This is a genomic window from Halalkalibacter akibai JCM 9157, assembly GCF_000513135.1.
GTDB lineage: Bacteria > Bacillota > Bacilli > Bacillales > Bacillaceae_D > Halalkalibacter > Halalkalibacter akibai.
In genome coordinates this window covers 47,612-72,939 of record NZ_BAUV01000002.1, presented here as the reverse complement: position 1 = coordinate 72,939, position 25,328 = coordinate 47,612, and the positions used below count along the sequence as shown (strand labels likewise).

Annotated in this window: 22 protein-coding genes and 1 pseudogene; 5 read left to right on the top strand and 18 right to left on the bottom strand. The window is 38.0% G+C overall.

Features of this window, described 5'->3' with window-relative positions; translation table 11 throughout:
• Positions 1-37: 37 nt before the first annotated feature.
• The 3 genes from JCM9157_RS25095 to cudC form a co-directional block, all read right to left on the bottom strand.
• On the bottom strand, positions 38-727 hold the full coding sequence (locus JCM9157_RS25095) for a hypothetical protein (RefSeq protein ID WP_052012884.1): 690 nt from the start codon (positions 725-727) through the stop codon (positions 38-40).
• A gap of 157 nt (positions 728-884) precedes the next feature.
• Positions 885-2,510 (bottom strand): high affinity choline transporter 1, encoded by a 1,626-nt coding sequence (locus JCM9157_RS01715; RefSeq protein WP_035661429.1) that lies wholly within the window; start codon positions 2,508-2,510, stop codon positions 885-887.
• Between the two features lie 95 nt (positions 2,511-2,605).
• The gene (gene cudC / locus JCM9157_RS01710) at positions 2,606-3,130 is read right to left on the bottom strand and encodes a choline uptake/conversion transcriptional regulator CudC (RefSeq protein ID WP_035661426.1); all 525 of its coding nucleotides are present in this window, start codon (positions 3,128-3,130) and stop codon (positions 2,606-2,608) included.
• A 307-nt stretch (positions 3,131-3,437) separates the two neighbouring features.
• On the opposite strand from cudC, the gene betB reads away from it, so the two are divergent.
• Positions 3,438-4,910 (top strand): betaine-aldehyde dehydrogenase, encoded by a 1,473-nt coding sequence (gene betB, locus JCM9157_RS01705; protein WP_035661423.1) that lies wholly within the window; start codon positions 3,438-3,440, stop codon positions 4,908-4,910.
• 93 nt (positions 4,911-5,003) lie between these two features.
• Here betB and JCM9157_RS01700 read toward each other — a convergent pair whose 3' ends face one another.
• Together JCM9157_RS01700 and JCM9157_RS01695 are read right to left on the bottom strand one after the other, a co-directional pair.
• A complete protein-coding gene (locus JCM9157_RS01700) occupies positions 5,004-6,680 on the bottom strand; it encodes an acyl-CoA dehydrogenase family protein (RefSeq protein ID WP_035661421.1) in 1,677 nt (558 codons plus the stop codon).
• A 30-nt stretch (positions 6,681-6,710) separates the two neighbouring features.
• Positions 6,711-7,088, bottom strand: a complete 378-nt coding sequence (locus JCM9157_RS01695; protein ID WP_439644329.1) for a MerR family transcriptional regulator — start codon at positions 7,086-7,088, stop codon at positions 6,711-6,713.
• Between the two features lie 149 nt (positions 7,089-7,237).
• Between JCM9157_RS01695 and ymzB the strand changes: the two are divergent.
• Positions 7,238-7,593, top strand: a pseudogene (gene ymzB, locus JCM9157_RS26255) (protein YmzB).
• 296 nt (positions 7,594-7,889) lie between these two features.
• Positions 7,890-9,182, top strand: coding sequence for an ATP-binding protein (locus JCM9157_RS01685; RefSeq protein WP_052012882.1), 1,293 nt, complete (start codon positions 7,890-7,892; stop codon positions 9,180-9,182).
• A gap of 107 nt (positions 9,183-9,289) precedes the next feature.
• Here JCM9157_RS01685 and deoC read toward each other — a convergent pair whose 3' ends face one another.
• The 10 genes from deoC to lepA form a co-directional block, all read right to left on the bottom strand.
• Positions 9,290-9,964, bottom strand: coding sequence for a deoxyribose-phosphate aldolase (gene deoC, locus JCM9157_RS01680; RefSeq protein ID WP_035661417.1), 675 nt, complete (start codon positions 9,962-9,964; stop codon positions 9,290-9,292).
• Positions 9,965-10,133: 169 nt separating this feature from the next.
• Entirely contained in the window at positions 10,134-11,474 is a 1,341-nt protein-coding gene (mtaB, locus tag JCM9157_RS01675) for a tRNA (N(6)-L-threonylcarbamoyladenosine(37)-C(2))-methylthiotransferase MtaB (protein WP_035661415.1), read from the bottom strand.
• A gap of 5 nt (positions 11,475-11,479) precedes the next feature.
• Positions 11,480-12,232 carry a 16S rRNA (uracil(1498)-N(3))-methyltransferase gene (locus JCM9157_RS01670; protein WP_035661413.1) on the bottom strand — a complete coding sequence of 251 codons (753 nt, stop codon included), beginning with the start codon at positions 12,230-12,232 and terminating at the stop codon, positions 11,480-11,482.
• Positions 12,233-12,278: 46 nt separating this feature from the next.
• Positions 12,279-13,214: a 50S ribosomal protein L11 methyltransferase gene (gene prmA / locus JCM9157_RS01665; RefSeq protein ID WP_035661799.1), complete on the bottom strand. Its 936-nt coding sequence runs from the start codon at positions 13,212-13,214 to the stop codon at positions 12,279-12,281.
• Positions 13,215-13,242: 28 nt separating this feature from the next.
• On the bottom strand, positions 13,243-14,355 hold the full coding sequence (dnaJ, locus tag JCM9157_RS01660; protein ID WP_035661412.1) for a molecular chaperone DnaJ: 1,113 nt from the start codon (positions 14,353-14,355) through the stop codon (positions 13,243-13,245).
• Between the two features lie 162 nt (positions 14,356-14,517).
• Positions 14,518-16,359, bottom strand: coding sequence for a molecular chaperone DnaK (gene dnaK, locus JCM9157_RS01655; RefSeq protein ID WP_035661410.1), 1,842 nt, complete (start codon positions 16,357-16,359; stop codon positions 14,518-14,520).
• Positions 16,360-16,441: 82 nt separating this feature from the next.
• A complete protein-coding gene (gene grpE, locus JCM9157_RS01650) occupies positions 16,442-16,993 on the bottom strand; it encodes a nucleotide exchange factor GrpE (RefSeq protein ID WP_035661408.1) in 552 nt (183 codons plus the stop codon).
• A 79-nt stretch (positions 16,994-17,072) separates the two neighbouring features.
• A complete protein-coding gene (gene hrcA, locus JCM9157_RS01645; RefSeq protein WP_035661406.1) occupies positions 17,073-18,104 on the bottom strand; it encodes a heat-inducible transcriptional repressor HrcA in 1,032 nt (343 codons plus the stop codon).
• A 152-nt stretch (positions 18,105-18,256) separates the two neighbouring features.
• Positions 18,257-19,402, bottom strand: a complete 1,146-nt coding sequence (gene hemW / locus JCM9157_RS01640; protein WP_035661404.1) for a radical SAM family heme chaperone HemW — start codon at positions 19,400-19,402, stop codon at positions 18,257-18,259.
• 108 nt (positions 19,403-19,510) lie between these two features.
• Positions 19,511-21,331: a translation elongation factor 4 gene (gene lepA / locus JCM9157_RS01635; RefSeq protein ID WP_035661403.1), complete on the bottom strand. Its 1,821-nt coding sequence runs from the start codon at positions 21,329-21,331 to the stop codon at positions 19,511-19,513.
• A gap of 195 nt (positions 21,332-21,526) precedes the next feature.
• Between lepA and JCM9157_RS25880 the strand changes: the two genes are divergently transcribed.
• Complete coding sequence (locus JCM9157_RS25880; RefSeq protein ID WP_052012881.1) at positions 21,527-21,823, top strand: YjcZ family sporulation protein; 297 nt, start codon at positions 21,527-21,529, stop codon at positions 21,821-21,823.
• Between the two features lie 39 nt (positions 21,824-21,862).
• Here JCM9157_RS25880 and JCM9157_RS01625 read toward each other — a convergent pair whose 3' ends face one another.
• The 3 genes from JCM9157_RS01625 to gpr form a co-directional block, all read right to left on the bottom strand.
• Complete coding sequence (locus tag JCM9157_RS01625) at positions 21,863-22,216, bottom strand: DUF3679 domain-containing protein (protein WP_035661401.1); 354 nt, start codon at positions 22,214-22,216, stop codon at positions 21,863-21,865.
• 10 nt (positions 22,217-22,226) lie between these two features.
• Positions 22,227-23,399, bottom strand: coding sequence for a stage II sporulation protein P (gene spoIIP, locus JCM9157_RS01620; RefSeq protein ID WP_035661399.1), 1,173 nt, complete (start codon positions 23,397-23,399; stop codon positions 22,227-22,229).
• A 294-nt stretch (positions 23,400-23,693) separates the two neighbouring features.
• Positions 23,694-24,809 (bottom strand): GPR endopeptidase, encoded by a 1,116-nt coding sequence (gpr, locus tag JCM9157_RS01615; RefSeq protein WP_035661398.1) that lies wholly within the window; start codon positions 24,807-24,809, stop codon positions 23,694-23,696.
• 215 nt (positions 24,810-25,024) lie between these two features.
• Between gpr and rpsT the strand changes: the two genes are divergently transcribed.
• Positions 25,025-25,291, top strand: a complete 267-nt coding sequence (rpsT, locus tag JCM9157_RS01610) for a 30S ribosomal protein S20 (protein ID WP_035661396.1) — start codon at positions 25,025-25,027, stop codon at positions 25,289-25,291.
• Positions 25,292-25,328 lie beyond the last annotated feature (37 nt).

The following is a 25,328-nucleotide window of genomic DNA, read 5'->3' as shown; positions in this document are numbered from 1 at the left end:
CTTAAAGAGATTATTCTTTAAGTCCCCTTGTTATTTCTTAGTTTTGGTAAGATTGACTGTAGCTCATATCTTGACCAAATTGACTCTGCTGGTTTTGTTGATTTTGTTGCCCTTGTTGATTTTGCATTTGTTGTAATTTTTGTAACTCTTGTTGTTGCTGTTGTTGCTGTTGTGTCTGTTGTTGTAATTGTTGTTGAGATTGATTGATTTGTTGAGTCATTTGGTTCAACACATTAATGGATTGAATCGACTGACCAACATTTCCTAACATTTGAGTTGCTTGTTGAATCGACTGTTGCAACTGTTGGAATGTTTTTTGTTGTTGTTGTTGTGCTTGTGTACTAATTTGTTGCATTTGTTGTAGTAGTTGGTCCGTTTGTTGCTGACCTTGACTTGTTGAACCTATTGTTGAATTAGCTTGTTGCTGAGTTGATTGTAATTGGTTTAAGGTTGATTGCATTGTTTCTAAATGTCCTCTAAGAGGATTTAACTCTTCCCCAATTTCTTCCTCAACCTTTCGTTCAGCTGCGCGTTCAATCACCTGTTTTGTAGTAGTGTTTCTCTCCATCCCAAATTCCTCCTTAAATTGCTCTTGATTCAATTTCAGATCAGTACGACCAACATAAGCCAATGCAGGCTTTGGCTTACTTTTTGTAAAAAACGCCAAAGCACCTACTATCGCCACAAGCATAACAACTACGAAGAATAACATCCCATCGATGGTCATGCACCTCCAAAATAAGAACCGTCCCAAACGCGTCATGTCGGGACAAAGATTATTATGTTCTTTAAGGTGAGTTAATATTTTAACTTGACCATACCAATATTAGTTAACCTCAAAAAAGAACACCCCCACCTGTAAGGTGAACGTGCCCTTTTCCTCATTAGCTTACTTTTTCACCAAACTTTCTTTGTTCATCAGGCATAACTAAGCGAAGTGGTTTACAATTTTTCTTTGTTAATTCTGATACTACAAAGATTCCAACAAAAGCCGCCACCATAGCTAGTGTTCTGAATGGAAATAATACGAATCCATCCTCAATCATAGGATAAGGTAAGAAATGTGGCAGACCAAAGGCTGGTTCTCCACCGCCCAATCTTAGAAAAACAGCGATAATTAAACCCGATAAAGATCCGTAAAAATTCGCATTCTTATAAAATAAAGCCATCGTTAATTGCGGAAATAAAATACAGTAAACTAAATCTGATGCTAAAAACCAGAGTGTGTAGACGCTTTGTACATTTAGAGCCACAATCATTGCAGTAGTACCGACGATAATGATCGTTCGCTTAATGACCTTCTTCAATTGTTCGTCGGTAGCTTTTGGCTTAACTAAGGGACGATACACGTTCCAACTTGCCATTGACGATGCCGACAAAATCGAAGAATCTACAGATGACATCACTGCCGCAGCCAATGCGCCTAGTCCAATTGCTGCCACCCACTCAGGGGTTAAATAGCGCAGTACCTGCGGGAGGATCATCGCGGGATTTTCTGGTGCCTGAGCTCCGACTGCTGCCCAATCGGCACTATGTCCAATAATCCCAATTAAAACTGCTGGAATAGCTGCAATGATACAAATAATACCTGCAAAAATAGATAACCACATAGCCGTATTTTCATTTTTAGCTGATAACACGCGTTGAAAGTAAACTTGCCAAGCAACTCCACCAAAAATTAGTAAAAGAGCATAGTCCCACCAATGCCAATACCAATTACCCCAATCTGGATGATTCCAACCGTCTAATGGTGGAAACATGCTAGCATAGGAGGCAAATTCTGCTTGATAATCGTTCCAAATAGTCGGCATTGATCCGACATTACCTAATGCAAAAGGAATAACAAGAAATAGTCCTACGAGCAGGATGGCCATTTGAAATAAATCAGTGTAAGCAACAGCCCACATTCCTCCGAAAACCGTGTAAGCGATAGCAATAATTCCTGAAATAATAATAGATGTAGTAAAGTCTATTCCCAAAATCGTTCCAAAAGTAGTACCAAGTGCAGTTAAGATTGCTGCACTCCAAAATAGCTCTCCTAGTAAGGCAGGGATATACAATACGCCAGCCATCTTTTTACCAAAGCGTTGTTCAAGTGGATCAAGGATCGTCTTAAATTCATATCGACGCATTTTCCTGGCATAAAAAATACCGCCAATTATTAAACTAAGTGCATAACCCCATGGTGCTTGTGCCCAAGCGATACCAGAACTGTACGTATATTCAGCTGTGCCATTAATGTATCCGCCTCCAACCCAAGTAGCAGCCATTGTAAACATCGCTACACCTAAAGGAATACTCCTCTTAGCCACCATCATATCATCAAGCGTGTTGGATTTCCTTGAAGCTACAAATGCCCCAATATAATAAATTAATGTATAAAAAACAATCATAGAAAGAAAGCCGCCCCAATGCATGTCGGTATTCGTTACAGCTACATAAATAAACATAAATGCAATAATAAAACCGAACCCTAACACTTTAAAAGAATTTATTTGTTTTTCTGTCATCTATATCACTCTCCTTAAATAATAAGAATTTTCAGACCTCTATATAAGACAGACGTCTCCCTGAAATAATATTCTTCAGCTTGACGTTTATATCACTACTGCTCGTCTTTTTCCGGAATGGGGAAAGAGTTGAATATTTCCCCACTTCTTATTCCATTAACTAGAGAAGATAACCAGTAATAGTAAGGTTTAGAGGATTCTAATAGATCGTATACTTCTAACGCTTCTTTTTTCTTTTTTGTCGAGACATGATTAGAATCTATAATTTCCTTAAGAGTTTTTTGTGATTGCTTGATAGCCTCTAAATTTATACTCACTTCTCGTTCCCATTTCTTTGTGAAGAACTTATTAAAGAATTGGAAGAAGTCTTTTTCAGCAACAAATGTATGTTTTCTACTTCCTCTTTGAAAAGTCTTTTTTACGATGTCATAGTCTTGTAGCTTTTTCACTCCTGTGCTCATACTTGGCTTGCTCATGCCAAGTTCCTCACGCATTCCATCTAATGTCATATCTTCTTCAAAATACATCGTTCCGTATAAAACACCTACACTTCGAGTGACTCCATATAGATCCATCGTTTCAGCAATCGAATCAATAACTAAATCTTTTGCTTTATTTATAGAGCTTTGGCCATATCTTCATGTTGGTTCATCCTGTTTTTCCTCCTTCCAACGAAATATTTTGTTTATTAAATTTTTTCTTTATAAACTTAATGTTACTTAAATAATGAAATATGTCAAAAAAAAATACCAAATAATTATCATAATTTCGCTTTAAACCTTGATCTACCAATGGATAGAATAAATTTATTTTTTTTGAATTCAACTAAAATTTTTGACAGATTACTAGTATGATGGTAAATTTAATTCATTAACAACGTTTAGTTTTTTCTTAACAAACTTAACGAGGTAAGAGGAGGAAATATAGATGGCAATTGGGCGTATGTATATTGATGGTCAATGGGTTGAATCTCATACAGGAAAAATGCGTGAAATTATTAATCCATTTAATCAAGAAGTTATTGCTACGGTTACAGAAGGTGATGAAAAAGATTCTAAGCTTGCTATACAAGCAGCCCGGACTGCATTCGATAAGGGAGATTGGGCAACCACTCCTGCGTCTGAGCGTGGCAAGATCGTTCAAGCAATCGCTAACTTGATTCGTCGTGATAAAGAAGAACTAGCCAAACTTGAATCATTAGACACAGGGAAGACGATTATAGAAAGCTATGCAGATATGGATGACATCGCTAATGTGTTTCAATACTTTGCAGGGTTAGCTGATAAAAATGGTGGCGAAGTGATTCAATCCCCTATTCCTGATTCAGAAAGTCGTGTTGTAAGAGAACCTGTAGGAGTTTGTGGACAAATTAGTCCATGGAATTACCCTCTCTTACAAGCTTCATGGAAACTTGCTCCAGCACTTGTTGCTGGTAATACTTTGATTGCTAAGCCAAGTGAAATTACACCGCTAACAACTATTAAAGTATTTGAATTAATGGAAGAAGCAGGTGTTCCTAAGGGAGTAGTTAATCTTGTTCTTGGACCTGGCCATACAGTAGGTGCTGAGTTATCTAATAGTTTAGATGTTGATTTGATCTCATTTACAGGTGGCATTGAGACTGGAAAGAAGATTATGCAAGCAGCCAGCAGTAATGTAAAGAAAATTGCACTTGAATTAGGTGGAAAGAATCCGAATATTATCTTTGCAGATGCTGACTTTGATACAGCTGTTGATCAAGCTTTAAACGCGGTCTTTTTCCATGCAGGTCAAGTTTGCTCTGCTGGTTCTCGCTTATTAGTCGAAGAAAGCATCCATGATCGGTTCGTCGATGCTGTTGTAAAACAAGCTAAAAAAATCAAATTAGGAAATGGTTTTGACGAAGATACTCAAAGTGGTCCCCTCATTTCAGCAGAGCATCGTGAGAAAATTGAAGGCTATGTAGAAATTGCGAAACAAGAAGGCGCAAAACTTGTGTTAGGCGGTAAGCGTCCGGAAGCCCCAGAGTTACAAGACGGATTTTTCTATGAACCTACTATTTTTACGGATTGTACATCTGACATGAGAATTGTTCAGGAAGAAGTATTCGGTCCTATTTTAACTATAGAAAAATTCTCTACAACAGAAGAAGTTATTACGAAGGCTAATGATACGATTTATGGATTGGCTGGTGCCGTTTGGTCTAAAGATATCGAAAAAGCAGAGATGGTTGCCTCTCGTTTACGAATGGGCACAGTGTGGATTAATGACTTCCACCCTTACTTTGCTCAAGCTCCTTGGGGTGGATTCAAACAATCAGGATTCGGGCGTGAGCTTGGTCATATTGGACTTGAAGAATATACAGAAGTAAAACACATTTTCCGTAACAAGAAGCCACAACCTGTTGGATGGTTTGTGTAAACCGTCAAATTCAAATCTATGTATATAGACGTTAATAAAGGAAAAACCACTTCATTTCTATCAAAGTGGTTTTTTCTTTTTGCATTCCTGTAGTTATTGTGAGACGGTCTCTGTACCTATTTCAAATCCAAGTAAATAATCATAATACTTTAAAGTCGCAGGGTTATCATTAAACGTTTTATCACTCCATAATTCTTCCAAAAAGATCTCCGCTATCGCAATTTTCCTTCCTCGTTCTAGTAAAGCATCTTCGAGCGCAATTACAGATAAATAAATATCCGTCATCAAATTAGCAACCTTCTTTGCATGATAGGTTTGAAGTTGATTTGATCCTGACCTTACCTTTTGACATAATTCAGTTAATTGAGTGACAGCCAGTTTGACAGGCTTAACAAGTTCTTTAAATTCAGTAGATATTTGATTTAATTTAATCAACATTTCATTTATAAATAGTTGGTCGACTTGAAATTTCTCCATTAAACGTAGTACTTCCAAACCTAAAATGTTTTCTGTTCCTTCCCAAACCGTTAATACTTGGGCATCTCTTAAAAGTCTAGGGGTAACGAAATCTTCAATATAACCATTGCCACCGTGTAATTCGATGGCTTCATGAGAAAAGGTGATGGCCTCTTCGGCAGTCCTCATCTTCACTAACGCAATATATAAACGGTTTAAGGCTTTCTCTGTTACAGATATATTACTAGGATTTGTGATAACACGGTCAAATAAATCAATAGTATGGAAGCAAGCACTCGTCTCGACTTCCTGTCGTGCCTTAAGCGTCATCAAAGTCTCCCTGATCATCGGATAGTCAGAGAGCTTTTTCCCAAATGCTTCTCTATGCTGGGTATAATTACAAGCCTCGTTATAAGCCCTTCTCATAATTCCAACAGACGCAATTGCATTACACACTCTAGATAAATTTAAAGCTTCCATCATATAATAAAAACCTTGATCTGCCTCTCCTATCAAATAGGCCTCTGACCCTTCAAGCACGACTTCAGCAGATGGTACCGCACGTACGCCTAATTTATCTTTCAGTCTTCTAATTTGCAAATGGTTATTTGTCCCATCACTCTTTTTCCAAGGCATAAGAAATAAACTTAGTCCTTTTGTGCCACTTGGAGCATCCTCTAGTCGAGCAAGAACAGCAACGACACCGCACATACCAGCGTTTGAGGCAAAATATTTTTCACCATAAAGATGATACTGCCCGTCAATTTTTACTGCTTTTACCTCATTAGCGCCAACATCTGATCCACCTTGTCTTTCTGTTAGAAAAGTAGCTCCTTCATATAATTCGGTCTCACCAGTTGATAATATATGAGGCAAAAATTGAGCTTTTAACTCATCATTTGCATATGTATCTACTAAGTAAGCGGTGGCCATTGTAAGAGTAACTGGACAGTAAAATCCAGGTTCAACTTGAGAAAGCAAATAACCTTGAGCAAAGGAAAATGGATAATTTCCTTTTTGTTTTAATTCCGGAATCTCCTTATGAATAAAACCAACAATGCCTGTGTTGTATGTATCTTTAACAGTTTGTTTATAGCCTTCATTCACCCATACTTCGGAAATATCTTCTCCGTATTTATCATACTTGATTAATTTCGGTTGCCCGTCTCGATCGGTCACCTTCGCACGTTCGTCTATTTGCGAGCACATATCAGCAAACTCAGGTAATTTACGTACAGCATAGTGATGTAAATTATTTTTTAAGTAACGTTTTAAAAGGTATTGGAGATTAAGGTCATTAGTAAAAGTATTCATTCCATATTCCTCCTTGTAATTTCATTAAAATTACTTCTCTATTCCTTGTAACCGCTCTTTAAAATTAGCCTGGTATTGCTCGAGCTCATCGCGTAACGCTGTCATTTCTTCGATTTGTTCTGTTAATTCTTTAATCTTTCTCTCTCCATACTGAAGTGTTTTCTCTAATTGCTTTTTTCCAGTTCGATCTAAATCAAACAAGCTAACCATCTCTGCAATTTCATTTAGCGAAAAACCAAATCGTTTTCCGCGTAAGATAAGCTGTAGACGAGTTCGATCTTTCTTGGTATAAACTCTTTGGCCTGTGGATGTTCTTGTTGGTGTTAACAATCCTTTTTCTTCATAAAACCGAATGGTTCTTGTGCTAATATCAAATTCATCTGCAAGATCAGAAATGGTATAGGTCAAATGAATAACTCCTTACAAAAAAGATTATATTCATCATACAGTTACGTTTACGTTAACGTCAACTATTATTTGACCTTCTTTCTGTTGTTTAAAGGAATGAATACACATTAATCTGGGGAAAGTACGTATATAACTAGAGGAGGTAGAATATGGCTCAAGAAATTCAAGACTTATCGAATTGGTTGGAATCACATAAGGGGGAAACTCTGGTCATTCAAAAAGGAGAAGTATCAACTGGTTTACAACAAATCTTTGATACTGATCAAGTTACCCTAGAACTAAATCATATTTCAATTGTATCTAATAATGGCAGTATAGATGATATATACCTGAGCAGGAGTTAATTTTGCATGGCCAAGGCATTATACGTAGCTCAGAAGGCACACAAGACTTGCCACAGAATGCTTTCGAGATCCCTTTATTCGGACAGATCAACCTATATACTGAAAGAGATAGAGTCAAACTCGAAACAGAAAAAGCCATTTACACAATAGCTTTACACTAAACGAAGGAGATGTCTCTCAATATCAGAGGCATCTCTTTTTATTAATAACAAACACTTTTCAAAAAAGACTCTGTATGATTATCTCTTATGTATTTGGTTTACTGCCCAAAGTGGAATGGAGCGGAAATCGCTCAACTTTTGCGGGATATAGAGTAGCTGCAGCACAATGCAACGAACCCGATCTTACACTAAACTATAAAAACAACAAAGTATACAAAATAGTCTTTTCAAAAAAAGGATATTCCTTTCTCAATAGAGAATTCTTCTTTTAAATATTCGACAAAAGAAGGGAAATTATGACTGAACTAATCTTTGACCTACAAGTATTCTTATTAAACCTCTCTTTTATATTTCTATTATTCTTCATCTATCATAAGTATATAGAAGGTAAAATAAGTAAAGTATCTAATGCTATTTTTATTGGGATTATTTCTGCCGTTTCCATCTTACTATGCATGTCGTTCCCCTTGTCACCTTTTCCTGGATTCCTTTTTGATTATCGTCTCATCCCATTTATTATTGGCACACTTTATGGTGGGCGAAGAGTTGGACTTGTCTTACTAACTGTACTTCTTGCTTACCGGTTCATGATCAGTCTTGATGAAGGCTTTTATGCTTCCATAATTGTATATACACTTATGTTACTCTTCCTATCATTGATGACTCCTTACTTCAAAAGAATGACTAATTTACATCATAAATTGGCACTCGCGCTGATAGTTAATCTCATCGGCATTATCAGCTTATTAACAGTTCTCTATTTTTTCAATGTTAACATAAGTGTAAATGGCTGGCTTTCACTTATTTTGTTTTATTTTCTACAATTAATTGCGATGTTCCTATTTATAAATTTTATTGAACGAGCAAAAAAAGAAAGCATCGTCCTTAGTGAAATAAAGGAACTTGAGAAACTCAAAGTCGTTAGTGATATCGCTGCGAGTATTTCTCATGAAGTTAGAAATCCTCTTACCGTAACAAAAGGTTTTCTACAGTTGTTACAAGATCATACGATATCATTAGAAAAAAAGGAATTCTATATTAAGCTTTCTCTCGAAGAGTTAGAGCGTGCTGAAGAAATTATTTCAGATTACCTGACCTTTGCTAAACCATCCATTGAAAACATTGATTTATTAGAATTAAATCGTGAAATCCAATATATTTTGAAAGTCATTACTCCTTATGCAACAATGAGAGATATTGATATTATGTTTGAAAAAACAGATGATGTTTTCATTGCTGGTGAACGGCAAAAGCTGCACCAAGCTCTCATTAACTTAGCTAAAAATGGGATCGAAGCAATGTCACCCAACGGAAAATTAACCATTAAATTGACTTCTCATGAAAACATGGCACATATCATAATCTCTGACACTGGTATAGGGATGAATGAGGAACAAGTTCGAAGGTTAGGAACTCCCTACTATTCAACTAAAACAACTGGAACAGGACTTGGAACAATGGTTGCTTTCAGTATTATTAAGGCAATGCGTGGCCATCTATCCGTAAAAAGTAGCTTAGGTGAAGGAACAACCTTCACTCTTACTATTCCATTAGTTCAACACGAAGAATCTAGCCATCTGCTTCCCTAGCATTTAGTGAAGGAAAGGCTATCAGTACCCGTATTCCTACAGCCTACCCTACTTTTTAAGCGTAAAAAAAAGATGTCCCAGATCAAAATTTGATCTGGGACAACCTTTTAATAGTCTGACTGAACAGTTTCTCCATTTACGATTGACACACCTGCACTTGCTCCAATGCGTGTTGCACCTGCCTCTACCATTGCACGAGCACCTTCTAAATCACGAACTCCTCCTGATGCTTTTACCCCAACATTTGGTCCTACTGTTTTTCGCATTAACGTGATATCTTCCACAGTTGCTCCTCCTGTTGAAAAACCAGTTGAAGTTTTGACAAAGTCTGCACCCACTTTAACTGCTATTTCACAAGCTCTTACTTTTTCTTCATCCGTTAATAAACTTGTTTCAATGATTACTTTTGTTAATGCTTCCCCTTTTGCTGCCTCAACTACTGCTTGAATATCTCTTTCAACGAGTACATCATTTTTATCTTTAAGTGCCGCGATATTAATCACCATATCAACTTCAGTTGCGCCATTTTCAATTGCATTACTTGTCTCAAATGCTTTAACTTCTGGTGTGCTCGCTCCAAGTGGGAAGCCAATTACCGTACAAACCTCTACTCCATCCACATCTTTTAGTTGTTCAGCTGCAAGCTTTACCCAAGTTGGATTCACACAAACAGAAGCAAATTGATATTGTTTCGCTTCTTCACATAAGGTTAAAATTTGTTCTTTCGTTGTATCAGCTTTTAAAGCTGTATGATCAATAAGATTTGCAACAGATTTAGTCATTTTATTACATCCTCTCATATGTAGCGTTGTACGTACCTCATTTATCCTAGCATAAAAATAAAAGAAGATACAGCTTATCCTTATTATTGCTCTAATCGCTTGTTCAGCATCCACCCACGTTAAAAAAACACCAAAAGCACTCTTTAAAAGCGCCTTTGATGTTCTTGTTCTAGCTATTTACAACTTGTTTCACTGGTTCATCAAGTATGCGTACGAACTCTCCAGTATTAAACGGATAACCAGCTTTTGTTATCTTCACCTTAACTAATTTTCCTATCATATCTTCTGTTGCTTGTACTTTTACTTTTAGATAATTATCCGTGTATCCAATATACACACCTTGATTCTCTTTATCTTGCTCTTCAGGAATCATTTCTAGAACTTCTCCTTCAAACCTAGAAGCATACTCTTTTGCTAATTGATTTGATAGCTCTATTAAGCTGTGAACACGTGCATTTTTTACTTCCTCAGCAACCTGATCTTCCATCCGAGCAGCAGGTGTACCAGTCCGCTTTGAATAAGGGAAAACATGTAACTCACTAAATTTATGTTTAGCAATGAAATCATATGTCTCCTGAAATTCTTCTTCCGTTTCACCAGGAAACCCAACAATCACATCAGATGTAACGGCAAGGCCAGGTAACACTTCTTTTAAACGATCTAATCGCTCACCAAAGAACTCCATCGTATATTTGCGTCTCATCCGTTTTAAGACCGTATTCGAACCAGATTGAAGTGGAATGTGTAAGTGACGAACAACTTTTTCAGAGCGGTCAATTACTTCAATCACTTCATCTGTAAGCTGACTTGCTTCAATTGAAGAAATACGAATACGCTTAAGTCCTTCAACCTGCTCTAAATCTTTTAACAAGCGAGCTAAACTATATTCTTTTAGGTCTTCTCCATATCCACCCGTATGAATCCCTGTTAATACAATTTCCTTATAACCAGCAGCTACTAATTGTTCCGCTTGTTTGATAACTTCTTTAGGATCACGTGAGCGCATAAGACCTCGTGCCCAAGGAATAATACAAAACGTACAGAAATTATTACAGCCTTCTTGAATCTTTAACGAGGCACGAGTACGGTCAGTAAAAGCTGGTACGTCCAACTCTTCATAAACACGTGACTTCATAATATTGCCAACGCCATTAATCGGTTCACGTTTTTGCTTGAATTCCTCAATATAACCGAGCATTTTGGTTCGGTCCTGTGTTCCTACAACAATATCAACTCCAGGAATCGCCATGACTTCTGCTGGTGATGTTTGAGCGTAACAGCCTGTCACGCATATAACCGCATCTGGATTTTTCCGAATTGCTCGACGAATAACTTGTCTGCTTTTTTTATCACCTGTATTGGTAACCGTACAAGTATTAATAACATAAACATCTGAAGTAGATTCAAAATCAACTTTTTCATAGTTTTCTTTTTGAAACAGTTGCCAGATCGCTTCTGTCTCATAATGATTCACCTTACAACCTAATGTATGAAACGCCACAGTAGGCATTACCTTCACCTCATTAATTCAAAATGGTACGAAATAGCTGAAAGGGCATAAAGGGCAGCCGTTTCTGTACGTAATATTCTAGGTCCGAACCCACTAGCAACCGCACCTTCACTGCATAGTTGCCGTACCTCTTCATCTGTAAGACCACCTTCTGGCCCTACGATAATCATAATTTTTTGACCAACTTTTAGCTCGCTTAATGCCGAAGCAAATTGAGATTTTTCGCCTTCTTTGGCCGATTCCTCGTAAGCAAGAATAACCGAGTCATATTGAGACATCTGTTTCTTTAATTCCGCTAATGTTTGCACGGTTAAGACAACAGGAATTCTTTCTCTGTAAGATTGCTCGGCCGCTTCTTTGGCAATCTTTTCTAATCGTTCTACTTTTTTCCCTGCCTTTTTATGGTCCCACTTAACTACTGACCTTGAAGCTGAATATGGAATAAAAGTATGGGCTCCAAGCTCTGTTCCTTTTTGGATAATCAAGTCTAACTTATCCCCTTTAGGAAGTCCTTGAGCAATCGTTACTTCTACAGGTAATTCAGTATTAGGAGCTAGAGATTCAATTATATCTGCTATTATTTCTTGATCCATCATACTTGAGATTCTACAAGATACTGTACGTGAATCATTATCGCTACAAATAATTTGATCACCTATATTCATTCTCATAACTCGTGAGATATGCTTAACATCCTCACCTGTTATCTTAACTTCTTGATCACCCATTTGTTCTTTAGCAACAAAATAACGCTGCATGATAATCGTCCTCACTTTTTAAAGTTAGCTCGAAACAAGGATTTCCCTACGCTTTACGAGCAATAATTGCCACCCAGTCATCCATTTCTACGACTTCTTCAATGACGAAGCCACCAGCTATTAATGCTTCTTTAACATCTTGTTTCTTCCTCTTAATAATACCAGAAGTTATATATAAACCATTTGGTTTAAGAACCGCTGCCGCATCTTGAACAAACCTCATAATGACTTCTGCAAGAATGTTTGCAACTACCATGTCATATTGTCCGTTCACGTCTTCTAGTAAGTTATTTTGTTTAACTTTAACGATATCCTGAACACGATTTAGCTCAACATTCAATGCCGCACTTTCAACTGCTACATAATCAAGATCCAAGGCTAAAACATTTTTCACACCTAACTTTGCCGCAGCGATACTTAACACCCCAGAACCTGTACCAACATCGACAACCTCTTCGCCGCCTTTAACGTACTTGTCTAAAGCTTGAATACATAAAACCGTTGTAGGATGCGTACCTGTTCCAAAAGCCATACCAGGATCAAGTTCGATCACCATTTCATTTTCATTTGGTTGATACTCCTCCCAAGTCGGAGTAATCGTAATCGAACTTGACACCTTAACTGGCTTATAATATTTTTTCCATGCATTTGCCCATTCTTCTTCATGGACCTCAGCTAACTGAACTTTATTATGACCTAAATCAATATCATATTGAAGCAAGCCATTAATGGTTTCTTTAATCTCATCAATTGTTTCTGCTAAAAAGCTATTAACAGGGAAATATGCTTTAATAATAACGCCTTCCTCAGGGTAATCGTCAGGAGAGAGTTGGTAGATCTCGCCAAATTTATCGCCCCATTCCCTCACAAGGTCACTGGGATCTTCTATAACAACACCACTCGCACCAGCCTCATGCAGTATATTACAAACTGGCTCAACCGCTTCTTCGGTCGTATGAATGCTGAACTCTGACCACTTCATCATAATCTCCAACTCCATCCTTAAATTACTATTCTCCTTTAAAAGCGCGTCTCACTTTTGCGAAGAACCCATCATTTTGTTCATCTGGCTGTCCACCAGTCATATGAGAAAACTCACGAATCAAATCTTTTTCTTTATCAGTTAAGTTTTTAGGAATTACTACACGAACTTTCACATGCTGATCTCCTTGACCACGTCCATGTACATTGGGAACTCCTTTGCCGCGCAAACGGAAATTTGTCCCTGTTTGTGTTCCTGCTGGGATCTTTAGTTTAACTTTTCCATTTAAAGTTGGGACTTCAATTTCATCACCAAGAGCTACTTGAGCAAAAGTTAGTGGCATTTCACAGTAAATATCATCACCATCACGGTCAAAGAACTCATGAGGTTTCACATTAAATACAACGTATAAATCGCCAGCTGGACCTCCATTTACACCGGCTTCCCCTTGACCAGATACACGAAGTTGTTGACCATGATCAATACCTGCTGGAACCTTCACGCTGATTTTTTTACGTTTTCTAACTTTTCCTTTTCCGGCACAAGTTGTACATTTATTCTTAATGTACTTTCCTGTTCCATCACAATGGTGACAAACACGACGATTTACTACACGTCCAAAAGGAGTGTTTTGTTCCACATTTAGTTGACCTGAACCACCGCAGTGAGAACATGTTTCTGGCTTTGTTCCAGGCTTTGCACCTGAGCCCGTACATGTTTGACATGTTTCTTCACGTGGAATCTCAATTTCTGTATCTTTACCGAAGACAGCTTCTTTAAACTCAAGTGTCATCGTATATTGAAGGTCAGCTCCTTGACGAGGTGCATTCGGATTTCTTCTACCGCCACCACCAAAGAACATATCAAAAATATCACCGAAGCCTCCACCAAAGTCTCCAGCTCCGCCTCCAAACCCTTGATTCGGATCGGTATGTCCAAACTGATCATAGTGAGCCTTTTTCTGTGGATCACTTAACGTATCATATGCATCTTTTACTTCTTTAAATTTATCCGTAGCATCAGCTTCTTTATTGACATCTGGGTGATATTTGCGTGCCAATTTACGGTACGCTTTTTTCACTTCATCAACTGAAGCATTCTTATCGACACCAAGGACTTCATAGTAATCTCTTTTACTCATGTCATCCACTCCCGACTAAGTTCCATAACGTTCATCTTATCATCAATTCATCTAGGTCTGCAACATATAGACTAACAGATCTAGTATCCTTCTTTTGGCATATCGTAGAAAAAGTCAAAGTCACATTCTCTGACTTTGACTTTATTCTACAGTTTCTATTAATTATTTCTTTTCTTCTTCTTTTACTTCTTCATATTCAGCATCAACTACATTATCATCGGCATTGCCAGTAGTCGCGTCTCCGCCTTCAGCACCTTGTGCTGCCTGCGCCGCTTGAGCTGCTTGCTCATACATTTTTGTTGTTAGAGCCATAACAATTTCTTGTAGTTCATCTTTAGCCGTACGGATTTCATCAATGTTATCCGCTTCGATTGCTGCTTTTAGCTTATCTTTTGCAGCATCAGCTTTATCTTTTTCCGCTTGATCAACATTTTCACCAAGATCTTTAAGTGTTTTCTCCGTTTGGAAAACAAGTTGATCTGCTTCGTTACGAAGTTCTACTTCTTCACGACGCTTTTTATCTTCTTCGGCATTGGCTTCAGCATCTTTAACCATTTTTTCGATCTCTTCATCTGAAAGACCTGAAGAAGATGTAATCGTGATAGATTGCTCTTTGTTCGTTCCAAGATCTTTTGCCTTAACATTTACGATACCGTTCGCATCAATGTCAAAAGATACCTCAATTTGTGGAACACCACGTGGTGCAGGAGGAAGCTCTGTTAATTGGAAACGACCTAGTGTCTTATTGTAAGCAGCCATCTCACGCTCACCTTGTAATACGTGAATATCAACAGATGGTTGATTATCAGCAGCAGTTGAGAATACTTGTGATTTAGACGTTGGAATTGTTGTATTTCTTTCAATTAACTTCGTGAAAACTCCACCCATTGTCTCAATTCCTAGTGAAAGTGGCGTTACGTCAAGAAGAACAACATCTTTAACATCACCAGTTAAAACACCCGCTTGTACTGCCGCTCCAAGTGCAACAACTTCATCTGGGTTAACACCTTTGTGAGGATCTTTACCTGTTAATTTCTTAATTGCTTCTTGAACAGCAGGAATACGAGTAGATCCCCCAACAAGAACAACACGGTCAATTTCACTTGCAGATAAACCTGAATCAGAAAGAGCACGACGAGTTGGTTCAAGTGTACGCTCTACTAAATCAGCAGATAGCTCTTCAAATTTCGCACGACTCATGCTTACTTCTAAGTGTTTAGGACCAGTTGCATCAGCTGTGATAAACGGAAGTGAGATTTGAGTTTGAGTTACACCAGACAAATCTTTTTTCGCTTTCTCTGCTGCATCTTTTAAACGTTGCATCGCCATTTTATCTTGAGAAAGATCAATACCGTTATCTTTTTTAAATTGTTCAACAAGGTAATCAATGATTACTTGGTCAAAATCATCTCCACCAAGCTTGTTATCACCAGATGTTGCTTTTACTTCGAAGAAACCATCACCTAGTTCAAGAATGGATACGTCAAACGTACCACCACCAAGATCGTAAACTAAAATCGTTTGATCTTCTTCTTTTTCAAGACCATATGCAAGAGCTGCAGCCGTTGGCTCGTTGACGATACGCTCAACTTCAAGACCAGCAATTTTACCAGCATCTTTTGTTGCTTGACGTTGTGAATCATTAAAATAAGCTGGAACTGTAATAACTGCTTTTGTTACCTTTTCACCTAAATATGCTTCTGCATCAGCTTTTAATTTTTGAAGGATAATCGCAGAAATTTCTTGAGGTGTGTAGTCAGTTCCCTCGATTGTTTCTTTATGATTAGTCCCCATATGACGTTTAATAGAGATAACTGTGTTTGGATTAGTGATTGCTTGACGTTTCCCTACCTCACCAACAAGACGCTCTCCATCTTTAAATGCTACAACTGATGGCGTTGTACGATTTCCTTCTGGGTTAGGAATAACCGTTGCTTCTCCACCTTCCATAACAGCGACACAAGAGTTCGTTGTACCTAAATCAATTCCAATGATTTTACTCATGATTTCTTCCTCCGTTTCAACTTTTCATTCTTTATTTATCATCTATTCAACAAAAAGGATTTTTCTCATTCCTATGTAGGGATTATGCATTCACCTTAACCATAGAAGGTCTAAGAATACGATCCTTTAGCTTATATCCCTTTTGTAATTCTTCCACAATTTGATTAGACTCAAACCCTTCTTCTTCAACTTGCATAACAGCTTGATGGAAGTGAGGATCAAACGTTTGCCCTACCGTCTCAATGACTTCAACACCTTCATTTTTCAATGTTTCTTGAAATTGACGATAAACCATCTCCATCCCTTTTAAAAGGGATTTAGCTTCTTCAGATTCAGGCTTTACAAGTAGAGCACGCTCAAAATTATCAACAACAGGAAGGAGTGCTTCAACGACATGTTGAGATCTATATTTCGCAGCCGCTTCTCTTTCTTCACGAGAACGACGACGGAAATTATCATAATCAGCTTGAATACGTAAAATTTTTGCATTTAGTTCAGCCATTTCAACTTCAGCAGCAGATCTTTCATCAATGACCTCAGCTTCTTCCGTTTCTGCAGTCATATCCTGCTCATTCTGAACAGCCTCTACAGTTTCTTCAACTGTTTGTGTTTCTTTTTCTGTCAACTCATTCACCCCCCTAGTAAAATTAAAATCATCTATGTAGCATGACAATTAGTTGAAAAACCACAACTAATTGTCAATATTACCATTTCTACCTTTGTTGATACAAGTTTGTTAACAGCTTTGTTAAATCCTTTGATAATGTATCAACTACTCCTATAACTCTTCGGTATTCCATTCGAGTCGGACCTAAAATTCCAATCGTCCCCATATGCTTGCCTCCAATGGAGTAAGAAGCAGTAATCAAGCTACATGAGTCGAAAGCTTCGAGATTGTTTTCTTGTCCAATTCTTACTTGAATCCCACTTGTGGGTGATCTTAAAATTTGATGCATCATTTCATCTTCTTCTAGCATATTTAAGATCATTCGAACTTTATCAACATCTCTAAATTCTGGTTGAGATAGGATATTCGTTTTACCACTGTAAAAGATTTTCTCTGCTTTTTCTAATTCCAATGATGAACCAAGCATGTTCAAAACGTGATCATAATTTCTGACATGGGACCTGAGCACATCTTTAACTTCACTTTCCATTTTCTCTCTAAGTTTATAGAGTGGAACCCCCATGAGACGTTCATTCAGAATGTTGACCGTTCGTTCTAAATCAGTTGGCTCAATTGATTCTGGAACTGAGATCGTTTGATTTTCCACATGTCCTGTGTTCGTTACTAAAATTAAAATAGCTGAACCTTTTGAAAGTGGAATAATTTGTATACTTCTCAAAGTAGCTTCAAACATTTCTGGCCCTAAAACTAATGAGACGTAACTAGTCATATTTGAAAGCACTCTAGCTGAGTGTTGAATCGCTTCTTCCACTTCACGAATTCGCTCAGAAAAAATAGATTGAATTCCTGATTCTTCGTCATCTGTTAAATGATGTGGCATAAGAAGATTGTCAACATAATAGCGATATCCTCTTTGAGAAGGTATTCTACCTGCTGAGCTATGTGGTTTCTCTAGAAAACCTAATTCCTCTAGATCTGCCATATCATTTCTGATTGTTGCTGGACTAAAGGTAATGTCTTCCCTTTTAGAAATGCTTCTTGAGCCTACTGGCTCAGCAGAACGAATATAATCATCAACAATGGCATGCAGAATCAACAATTGTCTATCTGTTAACATCCCCTCATCACCTCTGTTAGCACTCACTCTGTTCGAGTGCTAAATCTAATGATAAATTATCAAAAAGGGAGCGGTTTGTCAATAAATAAAGACCTTTTTGTCATAAAAAAAGAGGACAAACCTTATCCTTATGGTCAGGTCTGTCCTTCGCCTTATTCGCTTAACACAGCAATAAATTGCTCGAATACCTCATTACTTAGAAGTAGACCTTCTTCCGTTAAATAGATAGAATCTTTCGTAGAGCATAATAAGCCTCTTTTTACAAGCATATCTATCTGTTCGCTAAAGGCTTCCTCTAAAGACCTATTATACAGTTTCTCAAACTGTTTCCGGTTGACGCCTTCTCTTTTTCGTAATCCCATAAACATCGCTTCTTCAATTCGTTCAATCTCTGACACAACATGTTCTTGTAAAACAGGCTTTGCTCCTTCTTCAATTGCTTTTAAATACTTAGGAATTGGCCCATGATTTTGATATCGGACACCATCAACATATCCATGAGAACCAGCGCCAAATCCAAAATACTCTTCGTTGTTCCAATAAACTAGATTATGTTTGCTTTCAAATCCTGGTTTAGCAAAATTGCTAATTTCATATTGCTTAAAACCAGCTTGTTTTAAATCATCTCTTAATATCTCGTACATCTTAATTTCATCTTCCTCAGGAGGAAGTGTTAATTTCCCTTTGCGTTGCCGATTGTAAAACACTGTTTTTTCTTCAACTTTCAAAGAATAGGCAGAAATGTGGTCAACGTCTAACTGAATCGCCTCAAGTAAACTTTTCTTAAAGTCACTCGGGGATTGTCCAGGTAGACCGAACATTAAATCAAGTGAAATATTAGTAAACCCAGCTTCTCTACTTCTTTTAACTGCGTCCTTAATACTTCTTGCTGAATGCGTTCTTCCAATCTCTTTCAACAATCCTTCGTCAAATGTCTGAACACCCATACTTAACCGATTGATGCCGTGTGTTTTTAACACTAGCAATTTATCTTCTTCAATACTATCTGGGTTTACCTCAATCGTATATTCATCTAATTTTCCTATATCAATTATTGATTTTATTCCCTTTAGTAACACATCAAGTTGCTCCGCCGTCAGAGCGGTTGGTGTTCCTCCACCAATGTAAATTGTTTTCAGTGCACTGTTTGATCGCAATTGCATCATTCTATCTATTTCTAAAAGTAGCGAGTTGATGTATTGATCTACAGGCTGATTTTTCAAAAATACTTTATTAAAATCACAATAATGACAAATATGTTCACAAAATGGAATATGTATATAAGCTGCTCGTACCATAAAAATGTCTCCCTTCAAGAAAACAGGACTCACTTACTATTTCTTGTTAGTCTTTCCCTATGATTAAAAAACCAAAACCGCAGGAAGAATCCTGCGGTTTAATAGTAATTAATCATCCATACGTAGAACTGCCATAAATGCCTCTTGTGGCACTTCAACATTTCCGACGGACTTCATACGCTTTTTACCTTCTTTTTGCTTCTCAAGTAATTTTCGCTTACGTGAGATGTCTCCCCCGTAACATTTCGCAAGAACGTTTTTACGGATTGCTTTAATTGTTGAACGAGCGATAACTTTCTGACCAATACTCGCTTGAACAGGAACCTCAAACTGTTGTCTCGGTATAAGTTCTTTCAATTTTTCTACGATAATCTTTCCACGCTCATAAGCAAAATCTCTGTGCACAATTACAGAAAGTGCATCGACCGTTTCACCATTTAAAAGAATATCCATCTTCACTAGTTTAGATGTCTTATAACCAATCAACTCATAGTCAAAAGAAGCATATCCCTTTGTATTCGACTTTAACTGATCAAAAAAGTCATAAACAATTTCCGAAAGTGGAATCTCATAAACAATTTGAACACGATTTTCATCAAGATATTGCATATCACCGAAGATACCACGTTTTTTCTGGCAAAGCTCCATTACAGACCCAACAAAATCATTAGGCACCATAACTTTTGCCTTAACGTACGGCTCCTCAACAGAATCAATTCTTTGCGCTTCCGGCATGTTAGCTGGATTATCAATTCGAACTTCTTCACCACTTGTTGTTTTCACTTGATAAATAACACTTGGTGCCGTTGTGATCAATGTAATCCCAAATTCACGCTCAATTCTTTCTTGAATAATTTCCATATGCAATAAACCAAGGAATCCACAACGGAAACCAAACCCTAGTGCTTGCGATGTCTCTGGCTCATATTGCAAAGAAGCATCATTTAACTCTAAACGTTCTAACGCTTCACGTAAATCGTTGTATTCATTTGTATCTACCGGATAAAGTCCGCAGTACACCATTGGATTCATTCGACGATATCCTGGGAGCGGTTCAGTAGCAGGGTTAACAGCATTCGTAATCGTATCACCCACTCTGGTATCTCCTACATTTTTTATGGCCGCAGATAGAAAACCTACGTCGCCCACAGTTAATTCATCTCTTTTTGCAGCTTTTGGTGTAAACACACCGATTTCGTTTACTTCAAATTCTTTCCCTGTTGCCATCATTCTTATTTTCTGTCCTGGTTTAACTGTTCCTTCAACAATACGGATATACGCGACAACCCCACGATAAGGGTCATATAACGAGTCAAATATCAGTGCTTTTAAAGGAGCCTCCGGATCGCCTGTTGGAGCAGGAACTTTTTCAACGACCTGTTCTAAAATATCTTCAATCCCAATCCCGTTTTTGGCCGACGCTAAAACGGCATCAGATGTATCCAAACCAATAACATCTTCAACTTCTTGTTTTACACGTTCTGGATCGGCACTAGGTAAGTCAATTTTATTAATAACAGGTAGAATTTCTAAATCGTTATCTAAAGCTAGATAAACGTTAGCTAATGTTTGCGCTTCAATACCTTGTGCAGCATCTACAATGAGTAAAGCTCCTTCGCAAGCGGCTAAACTACGAGACACTTCATATGTGAAATCAACATGTCCCGGAGTATCAATTAAGTGAAAAATGTACTCTTCTCCATCTTTTGCTTTATAAGTAAGCTGAACAGCATTTAATTTTATTGTTATTCCACGCTCACGCTCTAAATCCATCGCATCGAGCGTTTGCTCTTTCATTTCACGCTGTGTTAATGCACCTGTTTTTTCTAAGATACGATCGGCAAGTGTCGATTTACCGTGGTCAATATGGGCGATGATCGAGAAATTACGAATCTTCGCTTGACGAGCTAGTCTTTGTTCTTTATTCATGAATGATCACTCCTACATTCTCGTACAATGTACACTGTTTTCAATTATACCAATCGGATAAGAGTCAAGCAACAAACTTATAGAATAAGATCATTTTTTCAAAGTCAGTTTTTAAATTGGGCTTTTTTTCAAGTCCCACATTCCCTACTTATGCATAAGGTAACAGTATCTTCTAAGGAAAGGTGGTTTTACAATATGTTTTTTGGTGGACCAATGGCTGGAGCAGCATTTGGAGCAGGCGCTGGCGCTGTTGCCGGAGCTGCAGCTGCCCCTACAACTGGATACGGATTTGATACGGCTGGATACGGTGCAGGTTACGGTGCTGGATATGGCGCTCCTGTAGCAGGTGCTGGATATGGATACGGTGCTCCTATGGCTGGATGCGGCGCTCCTGTAGCTCCTGCAGCTGGACGTGGATTTGCGTTAATCGTCGTCCTATTCATTCTATTAGTCATCATTGGCGCTTCTTGGGCAACTCCTGGAACTGTCTAATGAAAAGTAAAAAGGGCATCCAATTGGATGCCCCTTTCTTCATTCATCTGAAGAATAACCATTTAATATATTGTTAACAAATGACATCACTTGCGACAACAAACTTCTACTCAAAAAATTGAATCCATCCGCAATTGAATTTCCCATATCTGAAAAGAAATTAAATCTCCCAACCTTTTCTACCGTTTCCTTTTTAGCTACTAGTTCTAATTTAGTATTAGGGCTTTCTTCCTTCTCTAGCTTTTCCTTTTTCGGTTGAGTTTCTTTTGTCTCAATTAGAAGAGGCACTGGTTGTGAGATTCCAAGTGCTTCATTCATTTGTTGAACTCCAAATAATGCACCAAGCAAAATTAATATTCCGATTACACCTATTCTCACAACCAGCTTTTTCATAACGCCCCTCCTATTGACCGTCTACTGCCTCTGCGTCCCAGTAATAATTCGAAAATACTTCTGCCACTGCTTCGGCTGAACGGAAATTTTCATCTAGTGTATTACCAACCCCACCAAACTCTAGTAAAATAGCTCGGTCTGATAAATCTTGATTAAATCGCCCATTAGTTGATCGTCCCTGTTTCAAAATGACACCTCGACTCAAACCTGGGTATTCTTCTTCAAGCATATTATGAAGATCTTCAGCAAGACTGAAATTTTGCTTATAATTATCGTGATTTCCTCCGATTACAAACACAATACGAGCGAATTCTTCTCCATTAATCTCGACTGTCGTTCTATCTCTAGGTAATGAATCTCGATGTAAATCAAAGAAAAATTCTAAATCATCGTTTTGAGCCATGGCCTCTTTTACGAGTTCCCTTGACGCATCATATGATTGACTGTATTGCCAGCCGCGCTCCGATAACTTTCCTTGGATATCTCGTTTTTCAACTTCGGTTCCAATTCCTCTTTTTTCAAGTTCTTGTGAAAGCTTCTCTCCGACCATTGTAATATTGATCGTATTGTGTTGTGCTTCATTCGGGTTATTCGTTTCTAGTTCAGGTAAGAAAGATTCATAGTTATGAGAGTGAATAATATGAACAACACTTCTACCTTCAGTCGAACCATGAACCTGTTCTCCTTCTTTTTCTAACTGTTCAAGTTTGGCTAAACTTTCCTGTGTGGCTTCACGTTCTGCCATAATAACATCCATTGGAGGTGCAGACTCTACTGGTAAATTTGTATAATCCGTCCCTTTACCCGCTACTAAAATTTGGCCATCAAACAAGGCAAAGCCCGGGAGTTCTCGTCCTAGTAAACTCCTTGGGTCATCCGGATTAATGCTTGTTGTCACTTGAAAGGCGAGGTTGGATACACTTGGAGGTTTACTTCCCTCAGGCAAAGCTTCAGTGAAATACTTATTCTCCATACCCAGTACGTGAAGGAAATCTTCTCCTTTTATCCCGGTTGCCCACTCATGTACTTGATTAGAAGCTAGCCCATACCCCGGTTCAAAGGATGTAAGCATTCCTGTAAAAATAAACATCGCCATTAACCCTAATATAGTCATGACAATTATTTTTTTAAAGCTCGTCCGATTAATTGAAACCGTGAAGCTTCTAAATTGATTTCTTTTCATGGTCCCATCCCTTCTCCATGTGAAGTTGTCTGCTGCGACGATTACTTGTCCACTAGTATGATGTATTGGAGCTTCTACCTCACTACTATGTTGGATGAGATAAGATTAGAACCAAAAATGAATAAACATAAAAAAACGAAGCTGTGACAAAAAAGTTTTTAATAACGAGAAATACGAATGTAAAGAATTGCAGCTTAGCAATCGCTCCGGAAATACAACCTGCTAAGGTCTGCATCGTTCGTATGCTCATTTAAATACTTTTGTTAAGTTCCAGCTTCGTTATGATCATTTTAATTAATGTGTATAAGCCCCTACATTGTCTTGATTCACTCTTTGATGCAAGGCTGCGTTTAGCCCCGCTGCAATGACGTTCGCCATGTCGTCTATAAACACATCCACTTCTTTTGGCGTGACCATTAGGTTGTGACCGAGTGGCGCTAGCACTTCTTGAATAAGTTGACGTTTTTCGTTCTCAGGTAAATTCCCAACCATCCCCATAATCGTTTCGCGCTTTGCCTCGTCCGGTAAATCTTCGTCCGTAAGCTTACGTTTTTCTCCAAATGTCATCCCAGCTGGTGCCAGAGCTCTAGAAGGAGCATTCCCTTCTTTCATCTCTCTTCCGAAGTGTTTCAATACATAATCAATTGTATCACTCGTAATGGATACAGCGTCAACGACTGTTGGTATACCAACAGCAATTACCGGAATACCAAGCGCATCTTGACTCAGTTCTTTACGCTTATTCCCAACACCACTACCGGGATGAATCCCCGTATCAGACACTTGAATGGTTGCATTTACTCGTTCAATTGAGCGAGAAGCAAGTGCATCTATTGCAATTACAAAATCAGGTTTAGTTTTTTCAATAATTCCGTAAATCACGTCACTTGTTTCAATACCAGTTAAACCCATTACACCTGGGGTAACGGCACTTACTGGGCGAAAGCCATCTTGAACTTGCTCAGGAGCTAATTGAAATAAGTGTCTAGTTACTAGGAGATTTTCAACCGCTATTGGCCCTAGTGCATCTGGTGTCACATTCCAATTCCCTAGTCCAACAACAAGACAAGTATCTGTTTCCTTAATGCCAATTTCTTTCATAAAAGCGTGGAATCTCTCTGCAAATACTCGTTCCATTTTCTCTTGAATTTCTGTGTCTTTTCTACGAATTCCTAGTGATTCAAAGGTTAAGTAGTTTCCTTTCTTCTTTCCAAGTCGCTTTGCTCCTACTTCATCAATCGTTACTCTTGTGACACTAACGCCATCAATATTCTCTTCTTTTATTTGAACACCATTTAGATTTTTAGTCGCGTTCCCCTTTTTTTCTTCTTCCTCTAAAACCATTTGATGTGCCTCTACTGCAAGATCTGTGCGCACCTGATATTGCTCTAAATTTAATTCATCAGACATAATTTACACACTCCTCCATAAAAACTCTTGTGAAGATAGTGTTTCCGACTGAGCTTGTTTTCATTCTACTATTGCTTTTTCACATTAAATTTGATAGAATGCAATTTGTTGTATGTATGATACGCATGTGTCATTCCGTACTTAAAAAAGCTTACGAAACCGTTCATAATAGATGGACTGGGATCAACCTGATCACTTATTGGGAGGTGAATGATATGCCAAATATTAAATCTGCAATTAAGCGTGTGAAAACAGCTGATAAGCGTCGTGCACAAAATATCTCTGTTAAATCTGCTCTACGTACTTCAATCAGAAACTTCGAAGCAAAATTAGAAGCTGGTGACGTAGAAGTTGCAAAAGCAGCTTTAACTGATGCGATTAAAAAGCTTGATAAAGCAGCTAACAAAGGCCTTATCCATAAAAATGCAGCATCTCGTCAAAAGTCTCGTCTAGCGAAGAAGCTAAACGGTCTTTCTGCATAATAGAAGCCGAAAGAAAAAAACACACGTTCATCGTGTG

Bases quoted from the DNA above. Each gene is read 5' to 3' on its own strand.
- JCM9157_RS25880 (WP_052012881.1), top strand. From the start codon at position 21,527: ATGTTTTTTGGTGGACCAATGGCTGGAGCAGCATTTGGAGCAGGCGCT.
- deoC (WP_035661417.1), bottom strand. From the start codon at position 9,964: ATGACTAAATCTGTTGCAAATCTTATTGATCATACAGCTTTAAAAGCT.
- JCM9157_RS01715 (WP_035661429.1), bottom strand. From the start codon at position 2,510: ATGACAGAAAAACAAATAAATTCTTTTAAAGTGTTAGGGTTCGGTTTT.
- gpr (WP_035661398.1), bottom strand. From the start codon at position 24,809: ATGTCTGATGAATTAAATTTAGAGCAATATCAGGTGCGCACAGATCTT.
- betB (WP_035661423.1), top strand. From the start codon at position 3,438: ATGGCAATTGGGCGTATGTATATTGATGGTCAATGGGTTGAATCTCAT.
- prmA (WP_035661799.1), bottom strand. From the start codon at position 13,214: ATGAAGTGGTCAGAGTTCAGCATTCATACGACCGAAGAAGCGGTTGAG.
- JCM9157_RS01700 (WP_035661421.1), bottom strand. From the start codon at position 6,680: ATGAATACTTTTACTAATGACCTTAATCTCCAATACCTTTTAAAACGT.
- lepA (WP_035661403.1), bottom strand. From the start codon at position 21,331: ATGAATAAAGAACAAAGACTAGCTCGTCAAGCGAAGATTCGTAATTTC.
- JCM9157_RS25095 (WP_052012884.1), bottom strand. From the start codon at position 727: ATGACCATCGATGGGATGTTATTCTTCGTAGTTGTTATGCTTGTGGCG.
- spoIIP (WP_035661399.1), bottom strand. From the start codon at position 23,399: ATGAAAAGAAATCAATTTAGAAGCTTCACGGTTTCAATTAATCGGACG.
- rpsT (WP_035661396.1), top strand. From the start codon at position 25,025: ATGCCAAATATTAAATCTGCAATTAAGCGTGTGAAAACAGCTGATAAG.
- JCM9157_RS01625 (WP_035661401.1), bottom strand. From the start codon at position 22,216: ATGAAAAAGCTGGTTGTGAGAATAGGTGTAATCGGAATATTAATTTTG.
- JCM9157_RS01685 (WP_052012882.1), top strand. From the start codon at position 7,890: ATGACTGAACTAATCTTTGACCTACAAGTATTCTTATTAAACCTCTCT.
- hrcA (WP_035661406.1), bottom strand. From the start codon at position 18,104: ATGTTAACAGATAGACAATTGTTGATTCTGCATGCCATTGTTGATGAT.
- hemW (WP_035661404.1), bottom strand. From the start codon at position 19,402: ATGGTACGAGCAGCTTATATACATATTCCATTTTGTGAACATATTTGT.
- dnaK (WP_035661410.1), bottom strand. From the start codon at position 16,359: ATGAGTAAAATCATTGGAATTGATTTAGGTACAACGAACTCTTGTGTC.
- dnaJ (WP_035661412.1), bottom strand. From the start codon at position 14,355: ATGAGTAAAAGAGATTACTATGAAGTCCTTGGTGTCGATAAGAATGCT.
- JCM9157_RS01670 (WP_035661413.1), bottom strand. From the start codon at position 12,232: ATGCAGCGTTATTTTGTTGCTAAAGAACAAATGGGTGATCAAGAAGTT.
- mtaB (WP_035661415.1), bottom strand. From the start codon at position 11,474: ATGCCTACTGTGGCGTTTCATACATTAGGTTGTAAGGTGAATCATTAT.